General features: G+C 53.9%; 15 protein-coding genes. 6 read left to right on the top strand and 9 right to left on the bottom strand.

Going from position 1 to position 13,927, the window contains the following annotated elements; genetic code table 11:
- Positions 1-191 precede the first annotated feature (191 nt).
- Complete coding sequence (locus SPL01S_RS03450; protein WP_004943723.1) at positions 192-1,568, bottom strand: MATE family efflux transporter; 1,377 nt, start codon at positions 1,566-1,568, stop codon at positions 192-194.
- 242 nt (positions 1,569-1,810) lie between these two features.
- Between SPL01S_RS03450 and SPL01S_RS03445 the strand changes: the two genes are divergently transcribed.
- Both SPL01S_RS03445 and SPL01S_RS03440 read left to right on the top strand, forming a co-directional pair.
- Entirely contained in the window at positions 1,811-2,461 is a 651-nt protein-coding gene (locus tag SPL01S_RS03445) for a riboflavin synthase (RefSeq protein WP_062870648.1), read from the top strand.
- A 28-nt stretch (positions 2,462-2,489) separates the two neighbouring features.
- Positions 2,490-2,786: an I78 family peptidase inhibitor gene (locus tag SPL01S_RS03440; RefSeq protein ID WP_174523941.1), complete on the top strand. Its 297-nt coding sequence runs from the start codon at positions 2,490-2,492 to the stop codon at positions 2,784-2,786.
- 75 nt (positions 2,787-2,861) lie between these two features.
- Here the strand turns inward: SPL01S_RS03440 and cfa are convergent, their stop codons facing one another.
- Both cfa and punC read right to left on the bottom strand, forming a co-directional pair.
- Positions 2,862-4,013, bottom strand: coding sequence for a cyclopropane fatty acyl phospholipid synthase (gene cfa / locus SPL01S_RS03435; RefSeq protein ID WP_063197601.1), 1,152 nt, complete (start codon positions 4,011-4,013; stop codon positions 2,862-2,864).
- 341 nt (positions 4,014-4,354) lie between these two features.
- On the bottom strand, positions 4,355-5,563 hold the full coding sequence (gene punC, locus SPL01S_RS03430) for a purine nucleoside transporter PunC (protein WP_063197599.1): 1,209 nt from the start codon (positions 5,561-5,563) through the stop codon (positions 4,355-4,357).
- A 124-nt stretch (positions 5,564-5,687) separates the two neighbouring features.
- Between punC and punR the strand changes: the two genes are divergently transcribed.
- Entirely contained in the window at positions 5,688-6,632 is a 945-nt protein-coding gene (punR, locus tag SPL01S_RS03425; RefSeq protein ID WP_062870651.1) for a DNA-binding transcriptional activator PunR, read from the top strand.
- Here punR and purR read toward each other — a convergent pair.
- Complete coding sequence (purR, locus tag SPL01S_RS03420) at positions 6,629-7,654, bottom strand: HTH-type transcriptional repressor PurR (protein WP_063197597.1); 1,026 nt, start codon at positions 7,652-7,654, stop codon at positions 6,629-6,631. The genes punR and purR overlap by 4 nt on opposite strands.
- A gap of 324 nt (positions 7,655-7,978) precedes the next feature.
- Here purR and cydH point away from each other — a divergent pair, with 324 nt between their 5' ends.
- Positions 7,979-8,068 (top strand): cytochrome bd-I oxidase subunit CydH, encoded by a 90-nt coding sequence (gene cydH, locus SPL01S_RS25130; protein ID WP_004943739.1) that lies wholly within the window; start codon positions 7,979-7,981, stop codon positions 8,066-8,068.
- A gap of 215 nt (positions 8,069-8,283) precedes the next feature.
- Here cydH and SPL01S_RS03415 read toward each other — a convergent pair whose 3' ends face one another.
- On the bottom strand, positions 8,284-9,102 hold the full coding sequence (locus SPL01S_RS03415) for a C40 family peptidase (RefSeq protein ID WP_063197595.1): 819 nt from the start codon (positions 9,100-9,102) through the stop codon (positions 8,284-8,286).
- Positions 9,103-9,517: 415 nt separating this feature from the next.
- Between SPL01S_RS03415 and SPL01S_RS03410 the strand changes: the two genes are divergently transcribed.
- On the top strand, positions 9,518-9,862 hold the full coding sequence (locus SPL01S_RS03410; protein WP_004943744.1) for a Grx4 family monothiol glutaredoxin: 345 nt from the start codon (positions 9,518-9,520) through the stop codon (positions 9,860-9,862).
- Positions 9,863-9,933: 71 nt separating this feature from the next.
- On the opposite strand, the gene rnt is transcribed toward SPL01S_RS03410, so the two are convergent.
- The gene (rnt, locus tag SPL01S_RS03405) at positions 9,934-10,614 is read right to left on the bottom strand and encodes a ribonuclease T (RefSeq protein WP_062871335.1); all 681 of its coding nucleotides are present in this window, start codon (positions 10,612-10,614) and stop codon (positions 9,934-9,936) included.
- Positions 10,615-10,692: 78 nt separating this feature from the next.
- Positions 10,693-11,100 (bottom strand): lactoylglutathione lyase, encoded by a 408-nt coding sequence (gloA, locus tag SPL01S_RS03400; protein WP_063197593.1) that lies wholly within the window; start codon positions 11,098-11,100, stop codon positions 10,693-10,695.
- A 322-nt stretch (positions 11,101-11,422) separates the two neighbouring features.
- Here gloA and idi point away from each other — a divergent pair, with 322 nt between their 5' ends.
- Positions 11,423-11,962, top strand: coding sequence for an isopentenyl-diphosphate Delta-isomerase (gene idi, locus SPL01S_RS03395; protein WP_063197591.1), 540 nt, complete (start codon positions 11,423-11,425; stop codon positions 11,960-11,962).
- Between the two features lie 109 nt (positions 11,963-12,071).
- Here the strand turns inward: idi and SPL01S_RS03390 are convergent, their stop codons facing one another.
- Positions 12,072-13,169, bottom strand: coding sequence for an alkene reductase (locus tag SPL01S_RS03390; protein WP_004943756.1), 1,098 nt, complete (start codon positions 13,167-13,169; stop codon positions 12,072-12,074).
- A gap of 90 nt (positions 13,170-13,259) precedes the next feature.
- Positions 13,260-13,880, bottom strand: coding sequence for a TetR/AcrR family transcriptional regulator (locus SPL01S_RS03385; protein WP_062870654.1), 621 nt, complete (start codon positions 13,878-13,880; stop codon positions 13,260-13,262).
- Positions 13,881-13,927 lie beyond the last annotated feature (47 nt).

Here is a 13,927-nt window from a genome sequence, read left to right as displayed (position 1 = left end):
TCTTTTCCTGTCTGTCATGGCTGACAGCGGGGACGAATATTAACGAGCTACCTGCGCGCTGGCAAGGAGAAAAACGTAATTTTATCCGGTATTTCACACGATTGCTGAGCTTATGTGCAGTGCGGTTGTTTTTTCTGCAAACACGGACGAAGAAGCCACCGGCGGCGGAATAAACCGGCCGGTGGCGAAACTTAGCGGGTGGAGCGCTGCAAGATCAGCGCAGCAGGCTGTTTTTGCAGCCAGCGCATGCGCGTAGCCATCATGATAGCCGCAAAGGTCAGGCCGATGATAAAACCAATCCAGAAGCCGCTTGGCCCCATCGCCGGCACCAGGACATCGGTCAACGCCAGCAGGTAGCCGCTCGGCAGACCCAGTACCCAATAAGCAATAAAGGTGATGAAGAAGATTGACCGGGTATCTTTATAACCGCGCAGAATACCGCTGCCGATCACCTGAATCGAATCGGAAATCTGATAAATGGCCGCCAGCAACATCAGGTGCGACGCCATCGCAACTACCGCCGGGCTGTCGTTATACAACAGCGCGATTTGTTCGCGGAAAGTGGCGGTAAACAGCGCGGTGCAGCAGGCCATCAGGATGCCGACGCCGATAGCGGCATAGGCGGCAATCCGTGCGCCTTCGACCGAACCTTCACCGAGCCGATAGCCGACGCGAATGGTGGCGCTGACGCCGAGCGACAGTGGCAACACGAACATCAACGCGCTGAAGTTCAGCGCAATCTGATGCCCGGCCACGGAAACGATGCCCAGCGGCGAGACCAGCAGGGCGACGATGGCAAACAGCGTCACCTCAAAAAACAGCGCCAACGCCACCGGCAGACCGATACCGATGAGGCGTTTCATCGCCGGCCAGTCCGGGCTGCGGTTGCTGCCTTCATGCGGCAGGATGTCACGTTGCGACGGTGCGCGTTTTACATACCAGCGCATTGCCAGGAACATGAACCAGTAGACGCTGCCGGTTGCTACGCCGCAACCGACGCCGCCCAGCTCAGGCATACCGAACTTGCCGTAGATGAAAATATAGTTAATCGGGATATTGACCAGCAGGCCGAGAAAGCCAATCACCATGCCGGGTTTGGTTTTCGACAGTCCTTCACACTGGCCACGCAGCACCTGGAAGAACAGATAGCCCGGTGCGCCCCACATGATGGCATGCAGGTAGCCAACGGCTTTATCCGCCAGTTGCGGATCGATATTGTGCATCATGTCGATCACGAACTTGCTGTTATACAGCACGAAAATGATCAGGACAGAGACCGCACAAGCCAGCCAAAACCCTTGGCGTACCTGATGAGCGATACGGTCGCGGCGGCCGGCGCCGTTAAGCTGCGCGATCACCGGAGTTAGCGCCAGCAGCAGGCCGTGGCCGAACAGAATGGCCGGCAACCAGATAGAGGTGCCGACGGCGACGGCGGCCATATCCGTGGCGCTATAAGCGCCGGCCATAATGGTATCGACCACGCCCATTGCGGTTTGCGATATTTGCGCGATGATTACCGGAATTGCGAGGGCCAATAAACTACGCGCTTCAATGAAGTACTTCTGCACGCATACACCTTTTCTATTTATTTATGATTGAGGGGAGGGTCGTCGCGAAAGGACAACAATTAAAAATAGCGGAATTTTGTCAAAAAGATTGTACGCGCTCGGCGTCGTTAAGCAAATGTTGTGACGAAATAGTTATTAAATGCGCAGGCGCGGATTTTTTGCCTCCCCGGGTTTGGTTTTCCTCGCCAACTGGGGCAAACTGCCCCAAGCGCTTTAAACATTTTCAGAAAGAAGAGGCTCACATGTTCACCGGTATCGTACAAGGCACCGCGCCGCTGGTCGCCATTGATGAAAAATCCAACTTCCGTACCCACGTCATAGAGATGCCTGCGGAACTGCTGCCTGGGCTGGAGCTCGGCGCGTCGGTGTCCCATAACGGTTGCTGCCTGACCGTCACTGCGGTGGAAGGCAACCGCGTCAGCTTTGATCTGATCAAAGAAACGTTACGCCTGACCAATCTCGGCGAGCTGGCTTTGGGGGACGTGGTCAATATCGAAAGGGCGGCCAAATTCAACGATGAAATTGGCGGCCACCTGATGTCCGGCCATATTATCTGCACGGCGGAAGTCGCCAAGATTTATACCTCCGAAAATAATCGTCAGATATGGCTGCGCATGCCGGATGCGGAACTGATGAAATACGTTCTGCATAAAGGTTTTATTGGCATTGACGGTATTAGCCTGACGATCGGAGAGGTGGTGAATAACCGTTTCTGCGTGCACCTGATCCCGGAGACGCTTGAACGCACCACGCTGGGCAAAAAACGCCTGGGCGACAAGGTGAATATTGAGATTGATCCACAAACGCAGGCGGTGGTAGATACCGTTGAGCGGGTGTTGGCGAGCCGCGAAGCGGCCATGGCGACGGCGAGCGCGCTGGCGCAGAAGATCTGACGGACAATAACCACAGAGGAGTAACCGCGTGAAGTTTTATGGGAAAACGTTGATGTTAACGGCGCTGCTGGCGCTGAGTGCCTGTAGCAGCTCACCTGAGCAGGGCGCGGCCAATCAGGCCGTTGATGCAGAAAGTGATACCTGCGGTGCCGCGCAATACCAGAGTTACGTCGGCAAGCCGATGTCAGCGCTGGAAGGCGTTCAGATTGACTCTCAGGTACGTGCGATTCCGTACAATTCGGCCGTTACTATGGACTTTAACCTGCGTCGTCTGAACTTCCTGGGCGACAGCGAGGATAAAATCATTCGGGTTTATTGCGGCTGATCAGCCATTGGTTAGCGCATAATATAAAACGCCCCCGGTAAAAACCGGGGGCGTTTCGTTGTGGCATGGCATTAATCAGCGCGGGACGCGGATACCGCCTTCAATGCCTTTCGGGCTGAATACCACCTGCCACAATTGAATGTCACGCGCGCGAAATGCACCTGCACAGGCGCTCAGATAATAGCTGAACATACGTTCGAAACGCTCGGAATAACGCTGGGCCAGTTGTGGCCATGCCTGTCTGAAACGTTCGTACCAGACCATCAGGGTGCGATCATAATCGGCGCCAATATTATGCCAATCTTCCATCACGAAACGTCCTTCGCTGGCTTTGGCTATCTGCGTGACTGAAGGCAGGCAGCCATTCGGGAAGATATATTTGTTGATCCACGGGTCAACATTCATATCTGTCCGGTTCGAGCCAATGGTGTGCAGCAGGAAAAGGCCATCCGGTTTTAAATTACGCTCCACCACCTTGAAGTAGGTGCGATAATTTTTGGGGCCAACGTGCTCAAACATGCCGACGGAGGCAATGCGATCAAACTGCTGGTGCAGATCGCGGTAGTCTTTCAGCAGAATTTCAACGTCCAGCCCGGCGCAGCGCTCCTGCGCCAGTTTTTGCTGTTCGGCAGAAATGGTTACGCCCACGACGGAAACGCCATAGTTTTTCGCCGCAAAGGCGGAAAGGCCGCCCCAACCGCAGCCGATATCCAGTAATTTCATCCCCGGTTGCAACTGCAGTTTCTCGCAAATCATTCGCAGCTTGGCTTCCTGCGCTTGCTCCAGCGTGGTTGCCTCTTTCCAATAGGCGCAGGAATATTGCATATAGGGATCGAGCATCAGCGTAAACAGATCGTTTCCCAGATCGTAATGCTCTTTACCGACAATCCAGGCACGTTTCTTCGATTGCAAATTGATTAATCGCGCGGCGGCAATTCGCAGGATATCTTTCACATGATGGGGGAGTTTCTTTTCCAGGCCTGCGCCGACTACGTGTTGAAAGAATATATCCAGCCGTTCGCATTCCCACCAGCCATCCATATAGCTTTCGCCCAGGCCGAGAGAACCTTCCCGCAACACGCGTTTAAAAAAATCAGGATTTTTAATCTGAATATCGAAAGGACGTGAGCCGTTTATTTCTATACCGGCCATACTGAGCATTTCATGAGCGATACGGTACCATGGGTTGTCCTGAATGCTCACATCTTCTATACACGATGAACTCATAGCTTCTCCATCACCTTCTTCTGACTTATGACCCGCCAGAAAATAGCTTAGACAATTTCTGCGGGCGCATATGTATACCTACGGTGGAAAGTCACCGTGGCGTCTGATATCCGACTATGAACAGAGGAAAATTTTAAGAAGGCTCCAGCGCAATAGGCGCGGATAAACAAATCCTTAAAAAAGTGTGACGCCATACGCGTACACAACAGCTACTTGTGATAATAAGACTATAAAAGTGTTATTTTAAAAGGTCGTTTTGAGTATAGGCTTGCCGAGGCGCTTACTCAACCGTAAATCGCACTCGGCAAAAATATTCTTTAAGTGATTATTAGTGCAGGTAATTATGACGCAGAGTTAGCATGTTCCTGTCGTACTGCCTGCGAATTATCGATCACTTTTCCCCGTTGCAACATATACCCCAACGCGGCCAATACCACCGTTGAAACCATCACCGTTACCGTCGCCAACAGCGGTTGGGCTATAAAGGCCGAAACCAATAGGCTCGCGACAAAGCACAGGCCCAATTGCAGGGTATTTTGCAGCGCTGCGGCTTTGCCTGTGCCTTCCGGGAACGGCATCAACGCATTCGCCACTACGATCGGGTAGCAGGCTCCGTTGACCAGCGCCATCAGGCAGAATGGAATCAGCAACGTGGTGAGCGTGGGTTCGGTCAATGTCGCCACCAGATATAACGCCACCATGCTGATGCCATAACCTACCAGCAGCCAGGGCAGCAGGGTGTTGCCATTCATGCGGTTTAACGCCGTACGGCAACCGTAACCGCCCAATAAGAAAGCCAGCGTCTGCGGGACATAGCTCAGGCCAATATCATTGGGGCTGTAACCCATATCGCCAAGAATAAACGGCGAACCGGTGAGCCAGGCAAAAAAACCGGCAGAGCAGGCGGCAAAAATGGTGACGTTACCGCTGAATACCGGCGACTTCAGCAGTTGGAAGAAACTCAGGGTGTTTTTGGGCTGGGCAGATGGCGCGCTTTTGGCGCTTTCCTTCAGTAACAGCGTCGGCAGCAGCAAAATGACGGTGATACCCAGCAGCACGGCGAAAATTGCCCGCCATCCCATGTGGTTCAACAACCAGGAGCCGACCAACGGTGCCAGCGCAGGCGAAAGTGCTACCAGCGGCATAATGGTGGCGAATACGCGGTTGGCTTTGCCTTCACGGTAGCGGTCAATGACCAGCGCCTGCCAGGTGACGGCGGCTGAACACACACCGATCGCCTGGATAAAGCGCAGCGACCACAGTTGGACGGCATTTTGCACCCACAGCATGCCGAGGCAGCCCAGAGCAAACAGCGCCAGGCCAATCAGTAGCACGGGTTTGCGGCCCAAATTATCGGAGAGCGGCCCCCAGAGCAGTTGAGCAAAGGCAAAACCGGCCAGGAAAATGCTAAGGCTGGCGCTGATTGCGCCGGCGGAAATTTGCAGATCTTGCTGCATAGCGCCAAAGGCGGGCAGATACATGTCGGTGGCCAGGTAACCCAGCATGCTCAGGCCGGCAAGATAGAACATAAAACCAAAGGAATTTCGCATGGTATTTCTCATTAATATTTTATTGTCGCAGGTTTTTAGCGCCGGCAAGTGTATCCGGCTGGATCTCTGCTTGTGAAACGGTAATATTTGCGAAGTGCTGTTAAAAAAATTGAAGGCAAAAATCATGTGGTCTGAATATTCGCTTGATGTCGTGGACGCGGTCGCCCGCACCGGCAGCTTCAGCGCGGCGGCGCAGGAACTCCACCGGGTGCCTTCGGCGGTTAGCTATACTGTGCGGCAACTGGAACAATGGCTGGCGGTACCGCTATTTGAACGGCGTCATCGCGATGTAGAACTGACGCCGGCCGGCACGCTGTTTATTCAGGAAGCGCGCGGTGTCATCAAAAAAATGCTCGACACTCGCAGACAGTGCCAGCAGGTGGCCAATGGTTGGCGTGGTCAATTAAAAATCGCGGTGGATATCATCGTCAAACCGCAGCGCTGCCGTCAGCTGGTGCTGGATTTTTACCGTCAATTCCCCGATGTCGAGCTGTTGGTCCAACCCGAAGTGTTTAACGGCGTGTGGGATGCGCTGGTGGACGGGCGCGCCGATATGGCGATCGGCGCTACGCGGGCGGTGCCGGTTGGCGGTGGTTTCGCCTTTCGCGACATGGGCGACATGCGTTGGTTGTGTGTCGCCAGCCCCCAGCATCCCTTGGCGGGGTTGGATGGCCTGCTGAACGATGATCAGCTCCGGCCTTTCCCTTCGCTGTGTCTGGAGGATACGTCACGCAATCTGCCCAAGCGGGTCACCTGGACGCTGGACAATCAACGGCGGCTGGTGGTGCCGGATTGGGCCTCTGCGGTGGATTGCCTGTGCGCCGGATTGTGCGTCGGCATGATGCCTGCGCATCAGGTATTGCCGTTGGTACAGCGTGGTGAATTGGTGGCGCTGCAACTGCAACAGCCATTTCCCGCCAGCCCATGCTGCCTGACCTGGCAGCAGAATACCCCATCGCCGGCGATGGCCTGGCTGCTGGATTACCTGGGGGACAGTGAAACCTTGAATCAGGAATGGTTAAGCGAAGTGACGCCGGAAGCCGCTTTGGCTCCCGGCGCTGGCGACTAGCGGCGGTAATCGATGAAGGGACCGTCGGCGACCGAGCGGCGTTCAACCAGCTTCGGATGTACCTCAATGACTTGCGATTCTTCACGCTTGCTGATGATGCGGTCCAGCAGCATGGTGAACGCCATCTCGCCCAAACGCTCTTTGGGCTGATGGATGGTCGTCAGTGCCGGCGTGAAATAGCGGGCGTTGCGCACATTATCGTAACCAATAACGGAAATATCCTGCGGTACGCGCAACCCCAGCTCATCAGCGGCGCAAATAGCGCCCATTGCCATAATGTCGCCGCCGCAGAATACCGCCGTTGGGCGCTGTTTCTGCGATAATATCTGGTGCATGGCTTTGTAGCCGGATTCCGGTTCGAAGTCACCTTGTACAATCCACTCGTCGCGCACCTCAATATTGGCTTCTTCCATGGCTTTTAAAAAGCCCTGATGGCGGCCGCCGCCGGTATTGCGCGCTAATTGGCCCGGAATGGCGCCAATCTCACGGTGGCCACGCTCGATCAGATAGCGGCCGGCCAGATAACCGCCTTCGAGGGCGTTGTCGATAATGGTATCGGTAAAATCACCGCGTGCTGCGCCCCAGTCCATGACCACCATTGGGATGTTACGGTAATCTTCCAACATCCCCAGCAATTGATCCGGGTATTCAGAGCACATCACCAGCAGACCATCGACGCGTTTTTGCGCCAGCATCGCCAGATAAGCGCGTTGCTTGTCCAGGTTATTGTGCGAGTTACACAGGATCAGCGTATAGCCTTTGCTGTAGCAGCTGTTTTCCACCGCCTCGATCACTTCGGCGAAATAGGGCGCTTCGCTGGAGGTAGCCAGCAGACCGATAGATTTGGTGTGATTGACTTTCAGGCTGCGCGCCACGGCGCTGGGAGAATAGTGCAGCTCTTTGATCGCGGCCGCGACGGCCGCTTTAGTCTCTTCGGCGACGAAACGAGTCTTATTGATGACGTGCGAAACGGTGGTGGTGGAAACGCCAGCGCGTTTGGCCACATCTTTAATCGTTGCCATGTAAAGAATGACTCCTGAACTCACATGTTGCAGCATGTAAGTGTGATGTTAATCGTTTGCCTGCGTAGATCCTTCTTCCAAATAAGCGAAGCTGAGTTTTTAGTGTATTGAAGTCGTCAGCGTTTGGTCAGGAGGGGCATTTTTGCCGGTACGCAGTTGTGAACTGCGAATTTTGTCCCATATTGAGCCAAAGTGGAAGAGGTAATCAGTATTATAAACCGGGAAATGATAACAAGATTTTATTGTCTAACTGTGGGAAAATGGTTTGACGCATTAATTGTGTGCCTTTTATCCTTGGGATAACCCGTCTGAAAAGGAGTTGTAATGGATACCGATCTGAAAATGTCACTGTTCACCACTGTGTGCGCGCTGGCCGTTATTATTGCTTTTAGCTTCACCGCGGCGTTGAACTGATCCCCGGTTGTCACACAGGCGCAGTTCACTGCGCCTGTTCGCATTTTCCCACCGCTACGTCAGATTTTTCCACAAGTGCCCCGTTTACCCACACCCGGATGTTTTCCATGCGGCTTCGCGAAACCGTGCTCTGAGAGCGACGAAAAGGCCTAAGATCAGAACGCTTGCGTTAGGCGGTGAGGCGTGCGGCTGGGGGGGACCAGCCGCGGAGGCGATTATCGAATGGTTTTCGGTGTTACCACACGGCGGGCACCAATGTAGTGGTTTTGCCAGTAGTCGTTGTCCAACTGGCTGATACGGATTTCCTCACCGGTACGCGGTGACTGAATGAATTTGCCGTTGCCCAGATAGACGCCGACGTGATCGGCCACGCCACGGTTGTTGATGCGGAAGAACACCAGGTCACCGCTTTCCAGCTCGTTTTTCTTGATCGGTGCCGCATCGCGCAGGTGATACATCTCGTTGGCAGTACGCGGCATCTTGATTTTCACTACGTCTTTATAGGCGTAATAAATCAGTCCGCTACAGTCAAAACCGGTTCTTGGCGAAGTGCCGCCCCAGCGATAAGGTTTGCCCATTTGGTCCATCAGCTTGGCCATCGCGGTTTGCTTGGCGTGCTGATAGCGCTTTTTGTGCGCCGGGGTGAGTTTCAGCGGCTTTTCGTCGCGAGCCAATTTGGCGGTGGCCATGCCGGGTTCCCGGTGGCGACCATAGCCTTTTTTGTAACCCTTTTTCGGTGGGGTCACTTTGATTTTGGCTATTTTCTGGGTTTGGTGTTTCGATTTTGCGCTGACGATCTTTTTAGCGGTTTTTTCTGTTTTGGCTTTGGAAACCTTGGCTGTTTTTGGCGGAGCAGTGACTTTCACTTTTTTGCTGGCCTTTGCCGCTTTCTTTTTCTTGCGGTCATCCGGCCGTGCTTCATTAACGTGGCTCTTGCGCTGCTCGGCGGCAATACGCGCCTGTGGCGCAGCGTGCGCCAGATTTAAGAATAGCTGTGTAAACAACAGCACAAAAAGCGTAAGAATTAAACGCATGTCGACGTTACCAACCTTGGCCCCGGAACAGATATCGAAAGAATGACAGTATTCCCCAATTTCGCCATATAAAACAGCGAAGAACTCATAAATGATAATCCATATTGTGAGAAAACGTTAACAGCATTTTTTTTGCCGAAAAATCAATCTGTTGGTGTATAAAAAATCACCTTTGGCCGCTGTTGGAATTATTAAAGGGGTACCAGGAGGCGGAAAAATATATTAGTGAAATGGTCGGATTAAAAATGTTATTCTGAGCGTATGTTTTAACCGGAATGGCCTTTGCCGGTAAGATGCGATTGGCAACGGGGAATACCCTTGCAAAAGATGGCGTTTTCTTGCGACTGTTCCAGCCGCTACAATAGCCAGTGTGATGCATGTTGTAGCCATGAGATGTGGCTTGAGGAAGCAATAAATGACGACGATTGAAAAAATTCAGCAGCAGATCGGTGAGAACCCAATTCTGCTGTACATGAAAGGTTCACCGAAATTGCCAAACTGCGGTTTCTCTGCGCAAGCGGTGCAGGCGCTGTCTGCTTGTGGCGAACGCTTTGCCTACGTTGATATTCTGCAGAATCCGGACATCCGCTCCGAGTTGCCGAAATACGCCAACTGGCCGACTTTCCCGCAGCTGTGGGTCGACGGTGAGCTGGTAGGCGGCTGTGATATCATTATCGAAATGTATCAGCGCGGCGAACTGCAACAGCTGATCAAAGAAACGGCAGCGAAGTACAAAGAGCAAGAAGACCAGCAGCCATAACGGCTCGGGTTGATTGCAAGAAGACATCGGGCGGCGCCAGTGCAAACTGGGCCGCCCGATTTATTTGCGGTTCAGTCAGTATCACCGATGGCCAGCGGCCATCCGCCAAGGCGTTTCCAGCGGTTAACCAGCTCGCAGAACAGTTGAGCGGTTTGTTCGGTGTCGTACAGGGCCGAATGCGCCTGGGTGCTGTCGAACGGGATATTGGCGGCAATACAGGCTTTGGCCAACACGGTTTGCCCCAACACCAGCCCGCTTAGCGCGGCAGTGTCAAAGGTGGCGAACGGGTGGAAAGGGTTGCGCTTCAGGCTTGCGCGTTCTGCTGCGGCCATCAGGAAACTGTGATCAAAGTTGGCGTTGTGCGCCACGATAATCGCCCGGTTGCAGCCACGGTCCTTGATGCCTTTGCGTACCGCTTTAAAAATGGCGTGTAACGCATCGTATTCACTTACTGCACCGCGCAACGGGTTATGCGGGTCGATACCGTTGAATGCCAGCGCTTCCGGTTGCAGGTTGGCACCTTCAAAAGGTTCAACGTGAAAGTGCAGGGTTTCATCCTGCTGCAACCAGCCTTCTTCGTCCATTTTTAACGTAACGGCGGCAATCTCCAGCAGCGCGTCGGTTTTGGCATTAAATCCAGCGGTTTCTATATCTATCACTACGGGATAAAACCCACGAAAACGGCCACTCAGGGCGTTAAGATCACTTTTTTCGGCCATCAGTTTCTTATCTTCATCGAATGCAGCGCGCATTATGGCAAATTTTACGCCCGGTTGCAGGCGGTATCGCAGGCATAACAAGAAGGGCGCCGAAAGCGCCCCTCATCGGTCTCAGTGGCCGAGGCCCTGACCGGCGTGTTTGTTCTCGATCAGTTCGATCTTATAACCGTCCGGATCTTCAACAAAGGCGATAATCGTGGTGCCGCCCTTGACCGGCCCGGCTTCACGGCTCACTTTGCCACCGGCGTTACGAATGCTGTCACAGGTGGCGGCCACATCGTCGACGCCCAACGCCAGATGGCCGAACGCGGTGCCCATTTCGTAGCTGTCGGTGCCCCAGTTATAGGTCAGCTCAATCACTGCGCCTTCGTTTTCATCGGTATAACCGACAAATGCCAACGAGTATTTGTATTCTGGGTTCTCGCTGGTGCGCAGCAGGCGCATGCCTAATACCTTGGTATAGAAGTCGATGGAGCGTTGCAGGTCACCGACGCGGATCATGGTATGGAGTAAGCGCATAATTCCTCTGATTGGATGTGCCGTCGTCAACGGCGAATGGATCTTAGCGAAACTCAGTATAGCGTTGCCGTATAAGGGATTTCAATTTATCGACATGGCTAAGGCATGAGAATAAAGGTGACGATGTCACCTATGCATCGACTATGCTGATGATAACCGCACAGTATGCTGTCGTTCGAATCAGGGAAATAAGTACTATTACCCACCTCAAGGGGGCGAGGTCTGATAGCGGGCCAGGGTTGGATCGCGTCAATTGATAAATTTGGGTCTGGTTAGGGTTTTACCGGTACGAAGTCATCGCTCTTGCCGAAGGAGGCCGTCAATGGATGAAATGCTGATTCTGGTTGATGCCGATGATAATTCCATCGGCTCGCAAACAAAAACGCAGATACATCAGCAGGGGTTGTTGCACCGAGCGTTTTCAATTTTTATCTTCGATAGCCAGGGCCGTTTACTACTGCAACAGCGAGCTTTCAGTAAATATCATTCGGCTGGGTTATGGACCAACAGTTGCTGTGGCCACCCGCGCTGGGGAGAGGCGACGGCAGCAGCGGCGCAGCGTCGGTTACAGGAGGAGATGGGGTTCAGCAGCGAGTTGCAGCAGGTCTCCAGCTTCACTTATCGGTCAGAGGTGCCGGGCGACTTAATTGAGCACGAGTTCGATCATATCTACGTGGGATTATTTGATGGCGAGCCTCAGGGAGATCCTGCCGAAGCCCATAGCTGGCTGTGGATGGATATTCAGCAATTAACTGATGAGATAAAACGGAGCCCAGATAAATTTACCGTTTGGTTTAGGGAAATAATGAATACTGTCGATGCCAACGAGATCGCGCGTTGGGCGACGTTGGCGACTCATTAATTGCATTCGCGTTGTACGACAAGAGCCGTCTTTACCCGTCCCAACGGCTTTGCCGATAAACAGCAAAAAGCCCGCCGGCATTCGTTCACCGGCAGGCTTTTTATCTTACTTACAGCGTCGGATAATCGGTGTAGCCTTCGGCGCCGCCGCCGTAGAAGGTTTCCGCCTGCGGCTCGTTCAGCGGTGCGTTCTGTTTGAAACGCTCGACCAGATCCGGGTTGGCAATGTAGCTGCGGCCAAAGGCCACCGCATCGATAAAGCCTTTGTTGATCAGCTCTTCGGCTTTCTCGGCGGTGTAGGCGCCTGCGCCGACAATTACCCCTTTAAAGCGGGCGCGCACTGAATCGCGGAAGGCGTTGGAATAAGGTTTGCCGCCTGCCCAGTCCGGTTCGGAAATGTGCAGGAAAGCGATGTTGCGCTTATTCAACTCTTCGACCAGATACAGCGCCGCTTCTTCCTGATCTTCACCGTTATCCAGACCATTGAACGGGCCCAACGGCGAAATGCGGATACCGATATGCTCTGAACCCCATTCAGCGATGGTCGCGTCGACCACTTCCAACGTCAGACGTGTGCGGTTTTCGATGCTGCCGCCGTACTGATCGGTGCGCTGGTTGGAGGCTGGGGACATGAACTGGTGCAGCAGATAACCGTGGGCCGCGTGCAGTTCGATAAAGTCGAAACCGGCCTCACGCGCATTGGCGCTTGCCTGGCGGAAATCGTTAATGATGCCCGGGATCTCTTCGGTTTCCAGCGCACGCGGGGTCGAGGTTGGAACCCGCACCCAGGCACCGGTTTCGTCACGCACGGTGGTGCGGGTGTCGGCATTGATCGCGGAAGGGGCTACCGGTGCCTGTTGGCCCGGTTGCAGGCTGTTGTGGGAGATACGTCCCACATGCCACAACTGAACGGCGATATGGCCGTTTTTATCGTGTACGGCCTGGGTGATCTTTTTCCACGCGGCGATCTGCTCTGGGGTATGCAGCCCCGGAGCGCCGGCATAGCCTTTCGCCTGGAAAGAAATCTGGGTGGCTTCGGTCACGATCAGACCGGCGCTGGCGCGCTGGGCATAATATTCGGCCATCAACGGAGTAGGAATATCGCCAGGCTCAATGCTGCGAAGACGCGTCAGCGGGGCCATAAACACGCGGTTTGGCAAAGTTGCAGAGCCAACCTTCAGCGGGGAGAACAATTTTTCAATCTTCATAGTGCATCCTATATTAATAGACCGGTCGACTAGTAATGGCTAAATAACTGCCCAACAGAGTAATTTTTCGGTAAAGCTAGGGTGTTGCGTTTACGGCTGCGGCGGGCGCAACAGCAATTCAATACTTTCCAGCGCGCTGGTCAGCGGGGCGACCGAACGGCGGATTTTGGCGCGCAGCGAGGCGCCAAGCCACAGTGAGTACAGCGTTTCTGCGGTGGCCGCCGGGCTCATGGCTATCGACAGCGATCCTTCGCGGATACCGCGCTCGATGGCATCCTGCAGGTGGCCAATCACCCGTGCGGTGCCGATTTCCAACGCGTGGCGCATGGGTTCCGACAGGTCGCTCACTTCGGCAGAGAGTTTCACCGCCAAACAGGCGTTATGGCATTCGCTGCGGCAATGGAAGCTGATCGCCTGGGCGTAATAGCTCAGCAACTGGTGGCGAGCGTCGCTTTTATCGTCGCTAAACAGCCGTTGCATTTCAGTATCGTAGTGTTCGAAATAACGCTGCAGCATGCCTTCGCCGAAGGCTTCCTTCGAGCGGAAATAGTGATAGAACGAACCTTTCGGCACACCCGCCGTGGCCAGCAGTTCGCTCAGCCCCATGCCGGTAAAACCCAGGCGCAGGCTAAGGGACTCGCCGGTAGCGAGCAGATGTTCACGTGTATCTACGGGGCAGTGCGCATGTTTCGTCATAATGAGGATTAGCATAATAGACCGATTGGTCTAGGTCAATAACAATAAAAAAACCGGCGCAA

The sequence above is a fragment of the Serratia plymuthica NBRC 102599 genome (genome assembly GCF_001590925.1).
Classification (GTDB): domain Bacteria; phylum Pseudomonadota; class Gammaproteobacteria; order Enterobacterales; family Enterobacteriaceae; genus Serratia; species Serratia plymuthica.
The sequence above is the reverse complement of the archived record's forward strand: the minus strand, read 5'-3'. Positions and strand labels throughout refer to the sequence as shown.